Annotated in this window: 19 protein-coding genes and 1 riboswitch; of the genes, 13 read left to right on the forward strand and 6 right to left on the reverse strand. The window is 64.6% G+C overall.

Annotated elements, in window-relative coordinates; genetic code table 11:
- Positions 1 to 450 precede the first annotated feature (450 nt).
- The 3 genes from KDB76_RS07240 to KDB76_RS07250 all read right to left on the reverse strand — a co-directional run bounded on the left by KDB76_RS07240 (position 451) and on the right by KDB76_RS07250 (position 2,702).
- On the reverse strand, positions 451 to 1,986 hold the full coding sequence (locus tag KDB76_RS07240; protein ID WP_038409819.1) for an IS66 family transposase: 1,536 nt from the start codon (positions 1,984 to 1,986) through the stop codon (positions 451 to 453).
- A gap of 63 nt (positions 1,987 to 2,049) precedes the next feature.
- Positions 2,050 to 2,385: an IS66 family insertion sequence element accessory protein TnpB gene (tnpB, locus tag KDB76_RS29700; protein ID WP_038409817.1), complete on the reverse strand. Its 336-nt coding sequence runs from the start codon at positions 2,383 to 2,385 to the stop codon at positions 2,050 to 2,052.
- Positions 2,382 to 2,702: a transposase gene (locus KDB76_RS07250; RefSeq protein ID WP_080708168.1), complete on the reverse strand. Its 321-nt coding sequence runs from the start codon at positions 2,700 to 2,702 to the stop codon at positions 2,382 to 2,384. Before KDB76_RS07250 ends, tnpB begins: the two co-directional genes overlap by 4 nt.
- A gap of 325 nt (positions 2,703 to 3,027) precedes the next feature.
- Here KDB76_RS07250 and KDB76_RS07255 point away from each other — a divergent pair, with 325 nt between their 5' ends.
- The gene (locus KDB76_RS07255) at positions 3,028 to 3,234 is read left to right on the forward strand and encodes a hypothetical protein (protein ID WP_212632251.1); all 207 of its coding nucleotides are present in this window, start codon (positions 3,028 to 3,030) and stop codon (positions 3,232 to 3,234) included.
- 202 nt (positions 3,235 to 3,436) lie between these two features.
- Here KDB76_RS07255 and istB read toward each other — a convergent pair whose 3' ends face one another.
- Both istB and istA read right to left on the reverse strand, forming a co-directional pair.
- A complete protein-coding gene (gene istB / locus KDB76_RS07260; protein WP_038408850.1) occupies positions 3,437 to 4,192 on the reverse strand; it encodes an IS21-like element helper ATPase IstB in 756 nt (251 codons plus the stop codon).
- A gap of 17 nt (positions 4,193 to 4,209) precedes the next feature.
- The gene (istA, locus tag KDB76_RS07265; protein WP_038408847.1) at positions 4,210 to 5,724 is read right to left on the reverse strand and encodes an IS21 family transposase; all 1,515 of its coding nucleotides are present in this window, start codon (positions 5,722 to 5,724) and stop codon (positions 4,210 to 4,212) included.
- A gap of 475 nt (positions 5,725 to 6,199) precedes the next feature.
- Here istA and KDB76_RS07270 point away from each other — a divergent pair, with 475 nt between their 5' ends.
- Positions 6,200 to 6,463 (forward strand): DUF3077 domain-containing protein, encoded by a 264-nt coding sequence (locus KDB76_RS07270; RefSeq protein WP_013971373.1) that lies wholly within the window; start codon positions 6,200 to 6,202, stop codon positions 6,461 to 6,463.
- A 202-nt stretch (positions 6,464 to 6,665) separates the two neighbouring features.
- On the opposite strand, the gene KDB76_RS07275 is transcribed toward KDB76_RS07270, so the two are convergent.
- On the reverse strand, positions 6,666 to 7,244 hold the full coding sequence (locus tag KDB76_RS07275; protein WP_038408887.1) for a hypothetical protein: 579 nt from the start codon (positions 7,242 to 7,244) through the stop codon (positions 6,666 to 6,668).
- A gap of 167 nt (positions 7,245 to 7,411) precedes the next feature.
- Positions 7,412 to 7,632: riboswitch (cobalamin riboswitch) on the forward strand.
- Positions 7,633 to 7,751: 119 nt separating this feature from the next.
- On the opposite strand from KDB76_RS07275, the gene cobO reads away from it, so the two are divergent.
- The 11 genes from cobO (at position 7,752) to KDB76_RS07330 (ending at position 17,846) form a co-directional block, all read left to right on the forward strand.
- Positions 7,752 to 8,363, forward strand: coding sequence for a cob(I)yrinic acid a,c-diamide adenosyltransferase (cobO, locus tag KDB76_RS07280; RefSeq protein ID WP_013971375.1), 612 nt, complete (start codon positions 7,752 to 7,754; stop codon positions 8,361 to 8,363).
- Complete coding sequence (locus tag KDB76_RS07285) at positions 8,360 to 9,655, forward strand: cobyrinate a,c-diamide synthase (protein ID WP_013971376.1); 1,296 nt, start codon at positions 8,360 to 8,362, stop codon at positions 9,653 to 9,655. Before cobO ends, KDB76_RS07285 begins: the two co-directional genes overlap by 4 nt.
- Positions 9,652 to 10,302: a 5,6-dimethylbenzimidazole synthase gene (bluB, locus tag KDB76_RS07290; protein ID WP_013971377.1), complete on the forward strand. Its 651-nt coding sequence runs from the start codon at positions 9,652 to 9,654 to the stop codon at positions 10,300 to 10,302. The genes KDB76_RS07285 and bluB overlap by 4 nt, the downstream gene beginning before the upstream one ends.
- Positions 10,299 to 11,207, forward strand: a complete 909-nt coding sequence (cbiB, locus tag KDB76_RS07295; RefSeq protein WP_013971378.1) for an adenosylcobinamide-phosphate synthase CbiB — start codon at positions 10,299 to 10,301, stop codon at positions 11,205 to 11,207. The genes bluB and cbiB overlap by 4 nt, the downstream gene beginning before the upstream one ends.
- The gene (gene cobD / locus KDB76_RS07300) at positions 11,200 to 12,192 is read left to right on the forward strand and encodes a threonine-phosphate decarboxylase CobD (protein ID WP_024086410.1); all 993 of its coding nucleotides are present in this window, start codon (positions 11,200 to 11,202) and stop codon (positions 12,190 to 12,192) included. Before cbiB ends, cobD begins: the two co-directional genes overlap by 8 nt.
- On the forward strand, positions 12,189 to 13,643 hold the full coding sequence (locus KDB76_RS07305) for a cobyric acid synthase (protein WP_024086411.1): 1,455 nt from the start codon (positions 12,189 to 12,191) through the stop codon (positions 13,641 to 13,643). The genes cobD and KDB76_RS07305 overlap by 4 nt, the downstream gene beginning before the upstream one ends.
- Before the next feature lies 1 nt (position 13,644).
- A complete protein-coding gene (cobU, locus tag KDB76_RS07310; protein ID WP_024086412.1) occupies positions 13,645 to 14,166 on the forward strand; it encodes a bifunctional adenosylcobinamide kinase/adenosylcobinamide-phosphate guanylyltransferase in 522 nt (173 codons plus the stop codon).
- Positions 14,163 to 15,218, forward strand: coding sequence for a nicotinate-nucleotide--dimethylbenzimidazole phosphoribosyltransferase (gene cobT / locus KDB76_RS07315; RefSeq protein ID WP_024086413.1), 1,056 nt, complete (start codon positions 14,163 to 14,165; stop codon positions 15,216 to 15,218). Before cobU ends, cobT begins: the two co-directional genes overlap by 4 nt.
- The gene (cobC, locus tag KDB76_RS07320) at positions 15,215 to 15,781 is read left to right on the forward strand and encodes an alpha-ribazole phosphatase family protein (protein WP_013971383.1); all 567 of its coding nucleotides are present in this window, start codon (positions 15,215 to 15,217) and stop codon (positions 15,779 to 15,781) included. Before cobT ends, cobC begins: the two co-directional genes overlap by 4 nt.
- Before the next feature lies 1 nt (position 15,782).
- A complete protein-coding gene (locus tag KDB76_RS07325) occupies positions 15,783 to 16,505 on the forward strand; it encodes an adenosylcobinamide-GDP ribazoletransferase (RefSeq protein WP_013971384.1) in 723 nt (240 codons plus the stop codon).
- A 225-nt stretch (positions 16,506 to 16,730) separates the two neighbouring features.
- Positions 16,731 to 17,846 (forward strand): cellulase family glycosylhydrolase, encoded by a 1,116-nt coding sequence (locus KDB76_RS07330; protein WP_197860708.1) that lies wholly within the window; start codon positions 16,731 to 16,733, stop codon positions 17,844 to 17,846.
- Positions 17,847 to 17,883 lie beyond the last annotated feature (37 nt).

Here is a 17,883-nt window from a genome sequence, read left to right on the forward strand (position 1 = left end):
TCCCGGCAACTTTCCAACTGCCGTTGCCGTTGCTTTTGCTTCTAAGCGCGCGATAGTTCAGGCGCCACCGATTGCGACTTCAGGAGGCCGAGCGAAGGGACTGCGGAGGGAGGTGACGGGCATGGATGCCCGTCAAGCGCTGAGGCCCCATGGATGGGGCCTGCAGCGCGTACTCCCGGGAGCAGGCCCGTAGCGAGGGGACCCCGGAGCGCAGCGTAGGGGCCGGATGATAGGAGCCAGCGTTTTTTGGTTACTTTTTGTCGCGTTTGACAAAAAGTGACCCGCCGTAAGGGCGGAAAGGTGATTAAGCGCCACCTTCGAAAATGAATGTTGACCTTGTTGTTGATGCCCACGCTTGAAAGCGAAGAGCGAAGAGCGAAGAGCGAAGAGCGAAGAGCTGAAAAAGTACTGGTCTTGATGTAAGCGTCCGGCGAACTCACCTTGCGTAAGTCAGGCCGGCACCCACTGATGCGGCAGCAACTGTCCGATCTCACTGGCCCGTTGGGTCGGCAGCCGCGTCAGTACATCCTTGAGATAGGCATACGGATCATGCCCATTCATGCGTGCCGACTGGATCAAACTCATGATCGCCGCCGCGCGCTTGCCGCTGCGCAGCGACCCGGCAAACAACCAGTTCGAGCGCCCGAGTGCCCATGGCCGTATCTGGTTCTCGACCTGGTTGTTGTCGATGGGCACAGCCCCATCGTCCAAGTAGCGCGTCAGCGCTACCCAGCGTTTCAGGCTGTAATCGAGGGCTTTGGCTGTGGCTGATCCGTTGGGCACCAAGTCGCGCTGGGCCAACATCCAGTCATGCAGTGTTTTGAGGATCGGCACCGCCAATTCTTGTCGTATTCGCCAGCGCTCTTCATCACTCATGTCCCGCGCCTGACGTTCGACCTCGTACAAGCCGCTGATCGAGTGCAGTGCCTGTTCGGCCAGCTGACTTTTGTTCGCTACGTGCAGATCAAAGAACTTGCGACGGGCGTGAGCCATGCAGCCGATTTCAGTGATGCCTTGCTCAAATCCGGCCTTGTAGCCAGCGAAGTCATCGCAAACCAGCTTACCGTTCCAGTCGCCCAGGAAGTTGCGTGCATGTTGTCCGGCACGGCTTGGGCTGAAGTCGTAAACCACCGCGTTGAGCGCCGAAAACGGCGTCGTGCTGTACGCCCAGACATAGGCCCGGTGGGTTTTCTTCTCGCCTGGCGCAAGCATTTGCACCGGTGTTTCATCGGCGTGAATCACACCCTGGTTCAGCACCGCTTCACGCAGAGCATCAACTAGCGGCTGAAGTCTCACGCCAGTTTGTCCGACCCATTGCGCCAAGGTCGAACGAGCAATTGCCAGTCCGGCGCGACCAAAGATTTTCTCCTGCCGGTACAGCGGCAAGTGATCGGCAAACTTGGCCACCATCACGTGGGCCAACAAACCTGCGGTCGGGATACCTTTGTCGATAACCTGCGCCGGCACCGGCGCCTGAATCAGGGTTTCGCACTGACGGCAGGCCCATTTACCACGCACATGTTGCTCGACGGTAAATACGCCCGGCGTGTAATCCAGCTTCTCGCTGACGTCTTCGCCGATGCGTTGAAGTTGGCAGCCGCAGGCGCACTGGGTGTTTTCAGGTTCGTGACGAATTACTGTGCGTGGAAACTGCGGCGGCAAGGGCGCTCGTTTCGGGGACTGCCGTGGTTCGGCCTGTGGCGCAGCTGGGAGAAGCTGTTTCAGCTCGGCCTCGATAGCCTCAAGGTCGGTGTCGAGCAGGTCATCCAGCAAGCTGCTTTGCGCCGGGCTGATTTGCTCGCTGCGCTTGGCAAACTTGTGGCGTTTGAGCAGGGCGATTTCGAACTTGAACTGTTCGATGAGGATTTCATCGTTCTGGATCTTTCTGCTCATCGCCTCGACCTGGGACTGCAATTGCAACGCCTGTGCCGCCAAGGCACGAAGCTGTTCCGGGGTCATCTGGTCGAGGTTGGGCGAGAAAGTCATACCGCCGATTGTGCCAGAGCAGGCGCGGGACGACGACAAGTAGACCGGCCAAATGGCCGGCGGTTACAGCACGGTAATCACACCGCCTGCACCAACGCGCTGCCACGGCAGGCCCAGTACCAACGCCTGGAGTTGTTCGCTGTCGAGTTCGACCTCACTGCCATGACGAATGCCGGGCCAGTGGAACTTGCCTTGGTTCAGTCGCCGCGCCGCAAGCCAGATGCCCACGCCGTCGTGCACCAGCACTTTCATCCGGTTGGCCCGGCGATTGGCGAACAGATAAGCGCAGTGCGGCTTCGCCGCACCGAACACCGCAATCACCCGAGCCAGTGCCGTCTCGGTGCCGGCGCGCATGTCCATCGGCTCGGTGGCCAGCCAGATGTCATCGATGCGGATCATTGAGCGACAGCCCGAACAAATTGTGCGCAGCCCTCGGGATCTGAGGCTGGCCATTTCACCGTGATCACTTGCCCGGCCACGGGCAATTCGATGATCACTGACGCCTCGACTGGCCGTTTAGGTGCGGCTTTTAGCGGGACGAAAGCCGGTAGTGAAGCCGCTGCGGGCTGATCTCGATAGAGCGGCAGCCATTTGCGGATGACGTTGGCATTGATGCCGTGGCTGATGGCGACACTGGACACGGTTGCGCCAGGTTGCAGGCATTCCTGAACGACCTGGGCTTTGAATGGCTTGGGATAAGAGCTTCGTTGGCGCATGGAAATCCTGGCGATAAGGGTGATCGCGTCCGCTTAAAAATACGCGGACACCATCGCCCTTAATGCTGGAGTTCGGAAGGTGAGTTCGCCGGACGCTTACGTCTTGATCGCGCGCATAGTCCATTTACGATCGCGACGCATACTCACCTTTTCGCCCTTACGGCGAGTCACTTTTTGTCAAACGCGACAAAAAGTAACCAAAAAACGCTGCGCTCCCATCATCCGGCCCCTCCGCTACGCTACGGGGTTCCCTCGCGCCGGTCTTGCTCCCGGGAGTACGCGCTGCAGGCCCCATCCATGGGGCCTCAGCGCTTGACGGGCATCCATGCCCGTCACCTCCCTCCGCAAGACCTCTGCTCGGCCTCCTGAAGTCGCGAAGAGCAAGAGCAAGAGCAAGAGCAAGAGCAAGAGCAAGAGCAAGAGCAAGAGCAAGAGCAAGAGCAAGAGCAAGAGCAAGAGCAAGAGCAAGAGCAAGAGCAAGAGCAAGAGCAAGAGCAAGAGCAAGAGCAAGAGCATGCAGGTCTGGTGGTGACTCAATGTGCCAGTGAGATGCGCTGTGGCGTCGGGGCGAGACCAAGAATCAGATTTAACACCTTTCTTGTAGGCCGTTTCCCAAAGATACTCTTAACTGCGGATTCCACGCCATTCGGACACTCAGCCCACGCTGATCCGGACACCTGTTCCACGATCATTCGGACAGGCAGTCGGAGCGCAGCGACGCAGGGGTTGCATTGTTAGTCTGAGGCGCCCGGCGCCGTCAATTTCTTCACCCGCTTTCTCATCGACTCGCCCTTGAGGTTGATCCGGTAGGCGTTGTGCACCAGGCGGTCGAGGATGGCATCGGCCAGGGTTGGATCGCCGATCAGTTCGTGCCAGTTGTCCACGGGCATTTGGCTGGTCACGAGGGTCGAGCGCTGGCCGTAGCGGTCGTCCAGTAGCTCCAGCATGTCGCGGCGCTGTTCGGCGGTGAACGGGGCCAGGCCCCAGTCATCAAGGATCAGCAGGTCGGTCTTGGCATAGCCGCTCATCAGCTTGGCGAAGCGCCCGTCGCCATGGGCTAGGCCCAACTCTTCCAACAGGCGCGGCAAGCGCAGGTAACGCACGCTGTAACCCTCTCGGCAGGCCTGGTGTGCCAGGGCGCAGGCCAGCCAGGTTTTACCCACGCCGGTGGGCCCGTTGATGATCAGGTTGAGTCCGTCGCGTAACCACTGACCGCTGCTCAGCTGGAGGATCAGCGCCTTGTCGAGTCCGCGCGGGCTGCGGTAGTCGATGTCTTCGAGGCAGGCGTTGTGCTTGAGCCGGGCCTGACGCAGGCGGCTGCTGAGGCGCTTGTCGTCGCGTTCGGTCAGTTCGCGGTCGACCAGCAGGCCGAGGCGTTCCACGAAGCTCAGGCTGTCGATGTCGGGGGTTTTCAGTTGCTCGGCGAGTGCCTTGAGCATGCCGGTCAGGCGCAGGGTCTGGAGCTTGTCCAGGGTCGGATGGGGCAGCATGGTGGGATTCCTTGTGTTCAGTGGTAGTAGCCGGGGCCGCGCAGATTGGCGTGGTCGTCCGGCAGCAGGGGCAGGTTGGCTTGAGCCAACGGCAGGCTTTCCAAACCCTGGCGCAGGATCGATTCGAGGCTCTTGTAGCTGCACGCACCGAGGCTGAGGGCGCGACGGCAGGCCAACTCCAAGCGCACTTCGCCATGGGTCTTGCCCAGGCGCAGGATGCCCAGGCAGGCCCGGTAGCCTTGGGTTGGGTGGATGCGCCGTTCGAGGATGTGGCTGATCACGCCGGCCGTGTTCGGCCCGGTCTGCTCAGCCCAGCGGATCAGCCGTTGTGGCGTCCACTCGGCGTGCTCGCGATGGCTCTTGGGCATGTGCTCGGCCTGTGTGCTGTGCCGGCCCTTGTGCGGTGAGCGAAGATGGCTGGCCACCCGCTGATTGGCGTGGAAGCACTCCACCGTGCGCGCTGTCAGGCGTACTTCCAGTTGTTTCTTCACCAGTTGGTACGGCACCGAGTAGTAGTGCCCATCAACCTCGACGTGGTAGTCGATGTGCACACGCGCCTTCTTCCACTCGGCATACACGTAGGGTTGCTCCGGCAGCGGCCGCAGCACCGGACGATCCAGGGCTTCGAAGGCCGAGTGCCGGGAGCCCGGCAGCTTGCGAAACGGTCGTCGGTTGAGGCGCTCCAGCAATAAGGCGATGGCGCTGTTGAGTTCGTTCAAGGAGAAGAACTGGCGGTTCCTCAGCGCGGCGAGGATCCAGCGCTCGACCACCTGCACGCCGACCTCGGCCTTAGCCTTGTCGCGCGGCTTACGCGCCCGCGCCGGCACCACCGCCACGCCATAGTGCTCGGCCAGATCGCGGTAGCTCGGGTTGATGTCCGGCTCGTAGCGATGGCTCTTACTCACCGCGCTGCGCAGGTTGTCCGGCACCACGATCTCCGGCACGCCCCCGAGGAAGGCGAAGCAGCGGGTATGCGAGCCCAGCCAGTCCGGCAGCTGCTGCGACCAGGTGGCTTCGGCGAAGGTGTAGCTGGAGGCGCCGAGCACCGCGACGAACACCTGCGCCTGGCGGATCTCGCCGCTGTGCCGGTCGATCACCGGCACCGTCTGCCCGGCGTAGTCGACGAACAACTTCTCGCCGACGCGATGTTCCTGGCGCATCACCACGTCCAGCTTGCCCTGCCAGGCCCGGTAGTGCTCGCAGAACCAGCTGTACTGAAAACCCTGCGGCTGGCTCAGGCGATACTCCTGCCAGAGCAGCGCCAGGGTCACGCCGGGGCGACGCAGCTCGGCGTGCACCCAAGACCAATCAGGCAGTGGCCGCTGCTCACTGGGCACCGCAGGGGCCAGTGGGAACAGTTGCTGTTCCAGTTCGGAATCGGACAACGAGCAGGGCCAGGCTAGACCGCTGGCGGCAAAGCGACAGAGGTAATCACCGGCACTGCTGTGGCCTATGCCCAGACTGCGGGAGATCTTACGGACAGACAGCCCGCAATCGAACTTGAGGCGCAACACCTCACGGATTTTACGCATGGACAAACGCTCCACGACGACCTCTCTGCTTCGAAAAAGAGGTCGATGGTAGTGAATAAATCCTGCGTAGCTGCCTGCCTGGAAAGTGTCCGGATGGCCGTGGAATCGGTGTCCGGATGCTCGTGGAATGAGTGTCCGGATCAGCGTGGAATCACTGTCCGGATGTGCGTGGAATGGGTGTCCGAGTCAGCGTGGAATCCGCACTCTTAACACCTATTCTCCGTTGCGCGCGCCAAATGCGGCCTCTAGTCTCGGCATGTCGTTGACCTTCAATGACCGGGTTAGCCGCCCGAAATCGTCAGACACCGCAGCTGAGCAATACCGAGTAATCGGCATTGACGCCTTATGGCGGCTGTGCGTGGGGCACCTGCGGGTGCGCCGGGTGCCTGACGTCCCGGTCGGCTAACCCACGTACAGCTGCCACCATACTGTTTAGCCGCGGTTGGTGGTCGCTTCACTACGACAGGAGCCTTAAATGACCACCGAAGACACGAAATGCACAGTCGGCAAAACCATATTCTTTCAAGGTGAAAACCAGACCCACCCCCTGTTCCGCATCGAACCCGGCATCTCCTGCCAGAACGCCCGCGAACAAGCCTCGGAATTGATCGGCTATGCGCGGGACCTGACCATCGACGGCCTGATGGAAGAAAAGCCAAAGCTGATCTGGGCCGCGCACTACCTTTGCGCCTTGGGCAAAGCGCTGCTGGATGATGCCGAACTCGGCATGATGCGTTAGGACCTGAAACGCGCGCAGGCCATTCGCGGCACGGGCCGCGCTCTCATGGAGCCGCATATAACTGAAAGATTTAGCAGGGGCTCTGTGGGAGCGGGCGCGCCCGCGAACACCGGCGCAGCCGGTGCCAGTCACCGCGTTGGGTTCTTCGCGGGCACGCCCGCTCCCACAGAAGCCACGTCGCCCGGCCTGAGCCGAAGTTGCTTCAAGCCTGCTTGAGCAACAACGCCACCCCCGGGAAATACTGCCCCAGCTCGTTGTGCAACTTGCGGTAGGCATACGGGAAGTACCAGGCGATGGCACAGGCGGTATGTTTCTGCAGATCGTCGACCAGGTCCTGCAGTTCCTCGGGGCTGGCATGCTGGCCAGCCTTCCACGGGCTGATGAACAGCGCACCAGCTTTCAACTGGCTGGGGTAGGCCGCCTGGCGCGCCAAGGCAGTGGTCTGCTGCAGGGCGTCGGCCATGTCCAGCCGAGCGATTCTTGGCCAGCGCTGACTGACACTGAGGTACAGCGCTTCATCGGCACTGCTGATCGACAGGTCGCAGCGCCCTTCGTGTTCACCTTCGTCGCGCTGCTTCTTGCCGGCAAACTGCTGCAGCGCCGCCAGTTTGGTTTGCCAGGCCGCTGCGGCAAGCAGCCCCGTATTGGCGGCGGCGCCATGCCAGTAAGGTGCTTCGGCATCGCCAGCAAACTGGTTGAAGCGGTCGATACAGTCGCCCCAGCGCTCCAGCACCGGAGAAAGAAACTCCAGGCGCGGGTTGTTGATGATCTGGCCTCGCATGCTGCGCTCTCCTGTTGTAGTTGTGATCGCGTTCAGCCGAAAGTGATGGCTATGTGATATCACTGTATTCAGTGTGGCACAACAAGGTGAATTGGCCATTACCCAGGCGGAGCCTGTTCGGCTGCAAAGCGGCCCGCTTCGATTGACGCTCCCGGTCCAACCCTCTAACCTTCGCGCGTGTTTCAGGTGCCCTGCCAGCCCCGACTGGGCAGGGTGAAACTGGGAAGCCGGTGGGTGCCAGCATGGCGCGATTCCGGCGCTGCCCCCGCAACGGTAGGTGAGTCACGGCCGCGCAGGGCCACTGGGTGCAAGCACCCGGGAAGGCGCGCAGGCCTGGGCCAAGGCCCGCTCACAAGCCCGGAGACCGGCCTGATACTGCCAACGGCATCACGGAGGGTGATGCGCGGTGCACCGTGGCGTACGGCCACGGCCCCTGCGCGTTCTCCGTCTGCCCGCCTTTTACCTGTCGCCGCGCGTTGCCGTGGCGCCAGCCAGCGGAGAACCCTGATGAGCGAATCCACCGAACGCGACGAACGCCACCTGGCGCGCATGCAGCGCAAGAAGGCGATCATCGACGAACGCATCGCCAATTCCCCCAACGAATGCGGCCTGCTGCTGGTACTGACCGGCAATGGCAAGGGCAAGAGCAGCTCGGCCTTCGGTATGCTCGCGCGCGCACTGGGCCATGGCATGCAATGCGGTGTGGTGCAGTTCATCAAGGGCCGCAACAGCACCGGCGAAGAGCTGTTCTTCCGCCGTTTCCCCGAGCAGGTGCGCTACCACGTGATGGGCGAGGGCTTTACCTGGGAAACCCAGGATCGCCAGCGCGACATCGCCGCCGCCGAAGCCGCCTGGGCCGTTTCGCGCCAGTTGCTGCAAGACCCGAGCGTGCAGTTCGTGGTGCTCGATGAACTGAACATCGCCCTCAAGCACGGCTACCTCGACCTTGACCAGGTGCTGTCCGACATCCAGGCCCGCCCACCGATGCAGCATGTGATCGTCACTGGCCGTGCCGCGAAACCCGAGATGATCGAGCTGGCCGACACCGTGACCGAGATGGGCATGCTCAAGCACGCCTTCCAGGCCGGCATCCGTGCACAGAAGGGCGTGGAACTGTGAGCCAGCCGCGCCAGTGCCCTGCCGTGCTGATCGCGGCGCCGGCCTCAGGCCAGGGCAAGACCACTGTCACCGCTGCCTTGGCCCGGCTGCACCGCAACCTCGGGCGCAAGGTCCGGGTGTTCAAGTGCGGGCCCGACTTCCTCGACCCGATGATCCTCGAACGGGCCAGCGGCGCGCCGGTGTACCAGCTCGACCTGTGGATGATCGGCGCCGAGGAAAGCCGCCGCCTGCTGTGGGAAGCCGCCGGCGAGGCCGACCTGATCCTGATCGAAGGGGTGATGGGGCTGTTCGACGGCACGCCGTCCAGCGCCGACCTGGCGCGTCACTTCGGCGTGCCGGTACTGGCGGTGATCGACGGCACGGCCATGGCCCAGACCTTTGGCGCCCTGGCCCTGGGCTTGGCACGCTACCAGGCGGACCTGCCGTTTGCCGGTGTATTGGCCAACCGGGTGGGCAGCCTGCGCCACGCGCAACTGCTGGAAGGTAGCCTGACCGAAGGCCTGCGCTGGTATGGCGGCTTGTCCCGCGAGCGCGGTATAGAGCTACCCAGCCGCCACCTGGGGCTGGTCCAGGCCAGCGAGCTGAACGACCTGGACGCTCGCCTGGATGCCGCTGCCGAGGCGCTTGGCGCCAGTTGCGATGCCGCCTTGCCGCCGCCAGTGACCTTTGCCGAACCCGAGCCGCAAGCCACTACCGCCTCGTTGACCGGTGTGCGCATTGGCGTGGCGCGGGACGAGGCCTTTGCCTTCACCTATGGCGCCAACCTCGACCTGCTGCGCAACCTGGGCGCGCAGCTGGAGTTTTTCTCGCCGCTGCATGACCGCGAACTGCCAGCAGTGGACAGCCTGTATCTGCCAGGCGGTTATCCCGAACTGCACCACCACGCCCTGGCTGCCAACGCGCCAATGAGCGAGGCGATCCGTGCCCATCACGCCCAGGGCAAACCGTTGCTGGCAGAGTGCGGCGGCATGCTGTACCTGCTTGATGCCCTGACCGACGTGGTCGGCGAGCGTGCCGAGCTGCTCGGCCTGCTGCCGGGCGAAGCGACCATGCAGAAGCGCCTGGCTGCCTTGGCCCTGCAGGCGGTGGAACTGCCGGAAGGCACCCTGCGCGGTCACACCTATCACCATTCGTTGACCAGTACCGTACTGGAGCCGATCGCACGTGGTCTGAGCCCCAACGGCGGGCGTGGCAACGAAGCGGTGTATCGTCTGGGTCGGCTGACGGCTTCCTACGTGCACTTCTACTTTCCCTCCAACCCTGATGCGGCGGCGGCGCTGTTGCGACCATGAGCGAACACGCCTACAGCGACGCCGAGCGCGCCGCGATCTATCGGGCCATCGGCGAACGCCGTGACATGCGCCATTTCGCCGGTGGCAAGGTAGCCCCGGAACTGCTGGGCCGCCTGTTGGCTGCCGCGCACCAGGCGCCCAGCGTCGGGCTGATGCAGCCCTGGCGTTTCATCCGCATCACCCAGCGCGACCTGCGTGCGCGCATCCAGGCCTTGGTGGAAGCAGAGCGGGTGCGTACCGCCGAAGCGTTGGGCGAACGCTCCGACGCCTTCATGAAACTGAAGGTGGAGGGCATCAATGACTGCGCCGAGTTGCTGGTGGCCGCCCTGATGGACAACCGCGAGCCGCATATCTTCGGCCGCCGCACCCTGCCGGAAATGGACCTGGCATCGCTGGCCTGCGCCATCCAGAACCTGTGGCTGGCAGCCCGTGGCGAAGGCCTGGGCATGGGCTGGGTGTCGCTGTTCGACCCGCAGGCGCTGGCGGCGCTGCTGGGCATGCCGGCCGGGGCCAAGCCGGTCGCGGTGCTGTGCCTGGGGCCGGTAACCGAGTTCTACCCGGCACCGATGCTGGTGCTGGAAAACTGGGCCGAGGAACGGCCCTTGAGTGAAATGCTCTTTGAGAACCAATGGGGAGAGCGCCAATGAGCGTGGCCTTGCTGACCGTGGCCGGGATGGCCCTGGATGCCTTGCTGGGCGAACCGCAGCGGCGCCATCCGCTGGTAGCCTTCGGCAACATGGCCAGTAACCTCGAGCGCCGCCTGAATGCAGGTGGGCGCGGCTGGCGCAGCCACGGGGTGAGCGCATGGTTCCTGGCCGTGGTGCCGCTTACCCTGGTGGTACTGATCCTCTCCTGGCTGCCGTACATCGGCTGGCTGGTCGACGTGCTGGCGCTGTACTGCGCCGTCGGGCTGCGCAGCCTGGGCGAACACGTGTTGCCAGTGGCCAGTGCCTTGCGCCAGGGTGACCTGCAAGAAGCGCGGCGCCGTGTGGGCTACCTGGTCAGCCGCGAAACCCGTGAACTGGACGAACCTGCGGTTGCCCGGGCGGCCACCGAATCGGTACTGGAGAATGGCAGCGATGCTGTATTCGCCGCGCTGTTCTGGTTCGTGGTCGCCGGCGCGCCGGGCGTGGTGCTGTACCGCCTGAGCAACACCCTGGACGCCATGTGGGGCTACCGCAACGAGCGCTTCGAACGCTTCGGCTGGTGCGCGGCGCGCGTCGACGATGTGCTCAACTATATTCCCGCCAGGCTGGTGGCGTTGACCTACGCGCTGCTGGGCAAGACCCGCCTGGCCCTGGCCTGCTGGCGCAAGCAGGGCCCGCTGTGGGACAGCCCCAATGCCGGGCCGGTGATGGCCGCCGGTGCTGGTGCGTTGGGGGTGGAACTCGGTGGCCCGGCGGTGTACCACGGCGAGCTGCATGAGCGGCCACGCCTGGGTGACGGGCCAATGGCCGACGCCGACGCCATCGATCGTGGCTGGGGCCTGGTGCAGCGCGGCGTATGGCTGTGGCTGCTGGTGATCTGCCTGGGGGCCTATATCAATGCTTGAACACGGAGGCCGCCTGCTGCGGGCGGTACGGCAATACGGCATCGCCCGCGAGCAGTGGCTCGACCTGTCCAGCGGCATTGCGCCATGGCCTTTCCCGATTCCACCGATCCCCATGGAGGCCTGGGCCCGCCTGCCGGAGACCGAGGACGGCCTGGAGGACGCCGCGCGTGCGTATTACGGCGCCCGCCAATTGCTGGCGGTGGCCGGTTCCCAGGCCGCGATCCAGGCCTTGCCGCTGTTGCGCGCAGCCGGCCGGGTAGGGGTGTTGACGCCATGCTATGCCGAGCATCCATACGCGTGGCAACGGGCGGGGCACCAGTTGCTGGAGCTGGATGAAGCGCAGGTCGAGGCGACGCTCGACAGCCTCGACGTACTGGTACTGGTGAACCCCAACAACCCTACCGGCCGCCGGGTGCCGCGTGAACGCCTGCTGGATTGGCACATGCGCCTGGCCGCCCGCGGTGGCTGGCTGCTGGTCGATGAAGCGTTCATGGACAACACCCCGGCGCAAAGCGTGGTCGATTGTGCCGAGCGCCCGGGGCTGATCGTGCTGCGCTCGTTCGGCAAGTTCTTCGGCCTGGCTGGTGTGCGCCTGGGGTTCGTTGCCGCCGAACGCAGCCTGCTGCTGCGCCTGGCCGAGTTGCTCGGCCCGTGGACTGTCAATGGCCCGACCCGGGTGCTGGCCCAGGCCAGCCTGGCCGACCACGTCGCCCAGCGTGTGCAGGTCGAACGCTGCGCTGCCGCCAGCCAGCGGCTGGCTATGCTGTTGCGCAGCGCCGGCCTGGCGCCCAGCGGTGGTTGCGATCTGTTCCAGTACGTACGCAGCGAGCACGCTGCGCAACTGCATGACTTTCTCGCCCGCCGCGGCATCTTGGTGCGGCTGTTCGAGCAGCCGCAGGCGATACGCCTGGGGCTGCCAGCCTGTGCGGCGGACGAACAGCGCCTGGCCCAAGCCCTGGCGGCCTATCAGAAGGAAACGGCATGACCACCCTCATGGTGCAAGGCACCACCTCCGACGCTGGCAAGAGCACGCTGGTGACCGCACTGTGCCGCTGGCTGTTGCGCCAGGGCGTCGGCGTGGTGCCGTTCAAGCCGCAGAACATGGCGCTGAACAGCGCGGTGACCGCCGATGGCGGTGAAATCGGCCGGGCCCAGGCGGTGCAGGCCCAGGCCTGCCGGCTGCAACCACACACCGACATGAACCCGGTGCTGCTCAAGCCCAACAGCGACACCGGCGCCCAGGTGATCATCCATGGCCGTGCCGTTACCAGCATGAACGCGGTGGCCTACCACGACTACAAGGCTATCGCCATGCAGGCGGTGCTGGCTTCGCACCAGCGTCTGAGTGCTGCCTGGTCGGTGGTCATGGTCGAAGGCGCGGGCTCGCCGGCAGAGATCAACCTGCGTGCCGGTGACATTGCCAACATGGGCTTTGCCGAAGCGGTGGACTGCCCGGTGATCCTGGTTGCCGACATCAATCGTGGTGGTGTGTTCGCCCATCTCGTCGGCACCCTGGAACTGCTATCGCCCAGTGAGCAGGCGCGGGTAAAGGGCTTTGTCATAAACCGCTTCCGCGGCGACATCGCCTTGCTGCAGCCGGGGCTGGACTGGCTGGAACAGCGCACCGGCAAACCGGTACTGGGCGTGCTGCCGTATGTTAACGACCTGCATCTGGAAGCCGAAGACGGCATCGACGCACGCCAGGGGGCAAAGGCCGAGCGCGTGCTCAAGGTGATCGTCCCGGTGCTGCCGCGTATCAGCAACCACACAGACTTCGACCCACTGCGCCTGCACCCCCAGGTGGACCTGCAGTTCATCGGCCCGGGCCAGCCGATCCCGGCCGCCGACCTGATCATCCTGCCGGGTTCCAAAAGTGTGCGCGGCGACCTGGCGCAACTGCGTGAGCGCGGTTGGGACAAGGCCATCGACCGGCACCTGCGCTATGGCGGCAAGCTGATCGGGATCTGCGGTGGCCTGCAGATGCTGGGCCGCGAAGTGCATGACCCGCTTGGTCTCGAAGGGGCTGCTGGCTCCAGCCCGGGGCTTGGCCTGCTCGATTACGCCACGGTGCTCGAAGCCGAGAAGCAACTGCGCAACGTTGCCGGCACACTGAACCTCGAAGCAGTCCCGGTTGCCGGTTATGAAATTCATGCCGGCGTCACCACGGGGCCTGCCGTGGAGCAGCCAGCCGTGCAACTTGCCGATGGCCGTTGCGATGGTGCTGTCAGTGCTGATGGCCAGATACTTGCCACCTACCTGCACGGCCTGTTTGAAGGCAGCCAGTCGTGCGCGGCGCTGCTGCGCTGGGCTGGGCTGGATGATGTGCAGGCCGTCGACTACCAGGCCCTGCGCGAACGCGATATCGAACGCCTGGCCGACCTGGTGGAAAAGCACCTGGACACCGCGCGCCTGCGCCAGCTCTGTGGGGTGGCCTGACATGCTCAACCTGATCCTCGGCGGCGCCCGCTCGGGCAAGAGCCGCCTGGCCGAACGGCTGGCCAGCGCCAGTGGCCTGCCGGTGACCTACATCGCCACCAGCCAGCCGCTGGATGGTGAAATGAACGAACGCGTGCTGCTGCACCGCCAGCGTCGCCCCGATGGCTGGGGGTTGATCGAAGAACCCCTGGCCCTGGCCGCGGTACTGCGCGCCGAAGCGGCCGAAGGGCGATGCCTGCTGGTGGATTGCCTGACCCTGTGGCTGACCAACCTGCTGATGCTCGAAGACGACCAGCGCCTGGCCGAGGAGCGTGATGCGCTGCTGGCCTGCCTGGAACAGTTGCCGGGCACGGTCATCCTGGTCAGTAACGAAACCGGACTGGGCGTCGTGCCCATGGGCGAGCTGACTCGTCGTTATGTCGACCTGGCCGGCTGGCTGCACCAGGCCGTGGCCGAACGCTGTCAGCGCGTGGTGCTGACTGTGGCCGGCCTGCCCCTAATGCTCAAAGGACCTGCACTATGATCCAAGCCTGGTGGCGTGACGCCTGCCAACCTATCGACAACGCCGCCATGGACCAGGCCCGCGCCCGTCAGCAGCAGCTGACCAAACCTGCCGGTTCGCTAGGCCAACTGGAAGGATTGGCCATTCAGCTGGCCGGCCTGCAGGGGTGTGAACGGCCGACCTTGGATAACGCCGCAATCAGCATTTTTGCCGGTGACCACGGCGTGGTCGAGGAAGGCATCTCGGCCTACCCGCAAGCGGTGACCGGGCAGATGCTGCGCAACTTCGTCGGTGGTGGCGCGGCAATCAGCGTGCTGGCGCGCCAGCTGCAGGCGAGTCTGGAAGTGGTCGACCTGGGCACCATCGACCCGCACCTGGAACTGCCTGGCGTGCGCCATCTGCGCCTGGGCGCCGGTACCGCCAACTTCGCCTGCCAGCCAGCAATGACCGAGAGCCAGCTGCAGGCCGCCCTGCAGGCTGGCCGCGATAGTGCCCTGCGCGCCGCCGAACAGGGCGCGCAGCTGTTCATCGGGGGCGAGATGGGTATTGGCAACACCACGGCTGCCGCTGCCCTGGCCAGCGTGTTGCTCGGCTGCCCGCCGGCTGAATTGAGTGGCCCGGGTACCGGCCTGGACCACGCCGGGGTGCGGCACAAGGCCGAGGTCATCGAGCGTGCGTTGAGCCTGCATGGCCTTAGCGCCAACGATCCATTGCAGGCACTGGGCTGTGTCGGTGGTTTCGAGATCGCGGCCTTGGCCGGTGCCTACATTGGCTGTGCGCAGGCGGGTATCGCGGTACTGGTGGACGGCTTCATCTGCAGTGTCGCCGCGCTGCTGGCGGTGCGCCTCAACCCGCAGTGTCGGGCCTGGTTGCTGTTCGCCCACCAAGGCGCAGAGCCTGGGCACAAAGCCTTGCTCGACGCCTTGCAGGCCGAGCCGTTGCTGGCCCTGGGCCTGCGCCTGGGCGAGGGCAGTGGGGCTGCCCTGGCCGTACCGCTGTTGCGCCTGGCCTGTGCGTTGCACGAGCAGATGGCGACCTTCGCCGAGGCTGCGGTGGCGGACCGCCCGGCATGATCCTCGACCTGCTGCGCCATGGCGAAACGGAACAGGGCGGCCTGCGTGGCAGCCTTGATGATGCCTTGACCGACAAGGGCTGGGCGCAGATGCGTCAAGCCGTGGCCGAAGCCGGCCCGTGGGAGGTGCTGGTCAGTTCGCCGCTGCAGCGCTGTGCGTGTTTTGCCGAGGAACTGGGCGAGCGGCTGAACCTGCCTGTGCAGCGCGAAGCGGCATTGCAGGAGCTGCATTTTGGCGACTGGGAGGGCCGTAGTGCGGCGCAGATCATGGAAGACCAGGCGGACGCGCTGGGGCGCTTCTGGGCGGACCCTTACGCGTTTACACCGCCCAATGGCGAGCCGGTCGAGGCGTTCGCCGAGCGTGTGCTGGCGGCTGTCGAGCGCCTGAGCCAGCAGCATGCTGGCAAGCGTGTGCTGCTGGTCACCCATGGCGGCGTGATGCGGCTGCTGCTGGCCCGTGCCCGTGGTTTGCCAAGGGCGCAGTTGCTGCAGGTCGAAGTCGGCCACGCTGCGCTCATGCGATTGGTGCCGGGTGACGACGGCCAGTGGGTCGAGGGGCGCTGACATGTTGCCGTTGTGGATTGCCTTGCAGTTTCTCAGCAGCCTGCCGGTGAGTCTGCCGGGCATGCCGGCGCCGCGCGAGGTGGGGCGCTCGCTGCTCTGCTACCCGCTGGTCGGGTTGCTGTTCGGCCTGTTGCTGTGGCTGGCCAGCTACCTGCTGCAGGGCACGCCTGCGCCGCTGCACGCGGCCCTGCTGCTCACGTTGTGGGTGTTGCTCAGTGGCGCCTTGCACCTGGATGGCCTGGCGGACAGCGCCGACGCTTGGCTTGGCGGTTTCGGTGACCGCGAACGCACCTTGCTGATCATGAAGGACCCACGTAGCGGGCCGATTGCCGTGGTCACCCTGGTGCTGGTGCTGTTGCTGAAGTTCTGCGCTTTGTGGGTGGTGGTCGAGCAGGGCATTGGCGCACAGTTGCTACTGGCACCGTTGATCGGGCGGGCGGCGATGCTCGGGCTGTTCCTGAGTACACCTTATGTACGGCAGGGCGGTTTGGGGCAGGCGCTGGCCGAGCACCTGCCCCGGCAGGCGGCCGGCTGGGTGCTGCTGGGCTGTGTGCTTTTCTGCCTGGTCCTGGGCGGGTGGATCGTGGTGCTGGCGTTGGCGGTGTTTGCCTGGTTGCGGCACCTGATGTGCCGGCGCCTGGGCGGGACTACCGGCGATACCGCTGGTGCAATGCTGGAGTTGCTCGAACTGGCCGTGGTGCTGGGGTTGGCGTTGGGCCTCTGAGCCTTGCTCTGGGCCCTGCAGGAGCGCAATCAGATGTGTCTGTAGGGCGTTTCTGAGCCTAACGTGTCGGTAAATTCCTGAAAAAACTCAGCAAGAACCGGCATCTTTTCACTGGCGTATGCTTGCCCCTCCCGCAAACTGTCGAGGAGTGTCGGCACCATGCGTCATGTCATTCTTGCTGCGTTTTTGTTGGCCATGGGGCCTGCCGCCGTGGCAGCCGATCTCATGGCTTTCTGGAACTACCCCCGCCACGGTGGCAACAGCTTCAACCGGCTGCCACCTGACCAAGCCTACTTCGACGCCTTGAGCGGTTATGGCGCGACCTGGGTGCGGCTGTCCTACGACAAATGGCAGCCGGCGGAACGCGATTTCCTCATCGGCGATGCCGATGCCTACCAAGGCCTGCCTGCCGCCGACCTGGCCACGCTGCGAGCTACCCTCGACCGCGCCCACCAGGCCGGCCTCAAGGTGGTCATCTCACCGCTCTCGTTACCCGGCATGCGCTGGTCGCAAAACAACCAGGGCCAGTTCGACGACCGCCTCTGGCAGGACAAACGCTACTGGTTGCAGTCTGCGGCCTTCTGGCGGGATCTGGCCCGTGAGCTGAAAGGTCACCCGGCCATCGCCGCCTACAACCTGGTCAACGAGCCCGCTTCGGAGAAGCACGGTGGCCTGGCCGAGCATGCCGACCTTGGGCGAATGCAGCAATGGTATGCAGGGCAGCAGGGCAGTGCGCGTGATCTGCCGGCTCTGTATCGGCAGTTGATAGCGGCCATTCGCGAGGAGGACGCGGACACGCCGGTCATGCTCGATGCCGGCTGGTTCGCCGCCGCCGACGCCTTCGGTTACTGGCCGGCTCCCCTGGAAGACCAGCGGGTGCTGTACAGCGTGCACATGTACGAGCCCTATCTGGTGACCAGTGCACCGAACATGACGCGCAAGCAACCCATCGCCTATCCCGGCCCGGCACCGTTTGCGGGGCAGACGCAGCAGTGGGATGGCCAGCGTGTGGCGCAATACCTGCGCCAGCCGCTGGATTGGGCTGCGGCCATGAACGTGCCCCGCTCGCGGCTAGTGGTGGGTGAGTTCGGCTGCATGCGCAGGCTGCCGGGCTGCCGGCAATACCTGGAAGACGTGCTCAGCGTGCTGGATCGCCACCGGTTGCACTGGGCCTTCTACAGCTTCCGTGAAGACAACTGGGATGGCATGGACTACGAACTGGGCTCGACCAAGGTGCCGTGGCGCTATTGGCAGGCAATCGAGCAGGGCACTCCAGACCCGCTACCGCGCAAGGCCACGGTTGAGTTCGAGCCGATTCGCAAGCGGCTGAACCCAGGCTGAGGTGTCTGACAGTCGTGAAAACTCTTGCAACACACAT

The sequence above is a fragment of the Pseudomonas sp. JS425 genome (assembly GCF_018223845.1).
GTDB classification, from domain to species: domain Bacteria; phylum Pseudomonadota; class Gammaproteobacteria; order Pseudomonadales; family Pseudomonadaceae; genus Aquipseudomonas; species Aquipseudomonas asiatica.

Coding starts and splice junctions, on each gene's coding strand:
- KDB76_RS07240 (WP_038409819.1), bottom strand. CDS start 1,986: ATGACTTTCTCGCCCAACCTCGACCAGATGACCCCGGAACAGCTTCGT.
- tnpB (WP_038409817.1), bottom strand. CDS start 2,385: ATGATCCGCATCGATGACATCTGGCTGGCCACCGAGCCGATGGACATG.
- KDB76_RS07250 (WP_080708168.1), bottom strand. CDS start 2,702: ATGCGCCAACGAAGCTCTTATCCCAAGCCATTCAAAGCCCAGGTCGTT.
- KDB76_RS07255 (WP_212632251.1), top strand. CDS start 3,028: ATGCCCGTCACCTCCCTCCGCAAGACCTCTGCTCGGCCTCCTGAAGTC.
- istB (WP_038408850.1), bottom strand. CDS start 4,192: ATGCTGCCCCATCCGACCCTGGACAAGCTCCAGACCCTGCGCCTGACC.
- istA (WP_038408847.1), bottom strand. CDS start 5,724: ATGCGTAAAATCCGTGAGGTGTTGCGCCTCAAGTTCGATTGCGGGCTG.
- KDB76_RS07270 (WP_013971373.1), top strand. CDS start 6,200: ATGACCACCGAAGACACGAAATGCACAGTCGGCAAAACCATATTCTTT.
- KDB76_RS07275 (WP_038408887.1), bottom strand. CDS start 7,244: ATGCGAGGCCAGATCATCAACAACCCGCGCCTGGAGTTTCTTTCTCCG.
- cobO (WP_013971375.1), top strand. CDS start 7,752: ATGAGCGAATCCACCGAACGCGACGAACGCCACCTGGCGCGCATGCAG.
- bluB (WP_013971377.1), top strand. CDS start 9,652: ATGAGCGAACACGCCTACAGCGACGCCGAGCGCGCCGCGATCTATCGG.
- cbiB (WP_013971378.1), top strand. CDS start 10,299: ATGAGCGTGGCCTTGCTGACCGTGGCCGGGATGGCCCTGGATGCCTTG.
- cobD (WP_024086410.1), top strand. CDS start 11,200: ATGCTTGAACACGGAGGCCGCCTGCTGCGGGCGGTACGGCAATACGGC.
- KDB76_RS07305 (WP_024086411.1), top strand. CDS start 12,189: ATGACCACCCTCATGGTGCAAGGCACCACCTCCGACGCTGGCAAGAGC.
- cobU (WP_024086412.1), top strand. CDS start 13,645: ATGCTCAACCTGATCCTCGGCGGCGCCCGCTCGGGCAAGAGCCGCCTG.
- cobT (WP_024086413.1), top strand. CDS start 14,163: ATGATCCAAGCCTGGTGGCGTGACGCCTGCCAACCTATCGACAACGCC.
- cobC (WP_013971383.1), top strand. CDS start 15,215: ATGATCCTCGACCTGCTGCGCCATGGCGAAACGGAACAGGGCGGCCTG.
- KDB76_RS07325 (WP_013971384.1), top strand. CDS start 15,783: ATGTTGCCGTTGTGGATTGCCTTGCAGTTTCTCAGCAGCCTGCCGGTG.
- KDB76_RS07330 (WP_197860708.1), top strand. CDS start 16,731: ATGGCTTTCTGGAACTACCCCCGCCACGGTGGCAACAGCTTCAACCGG.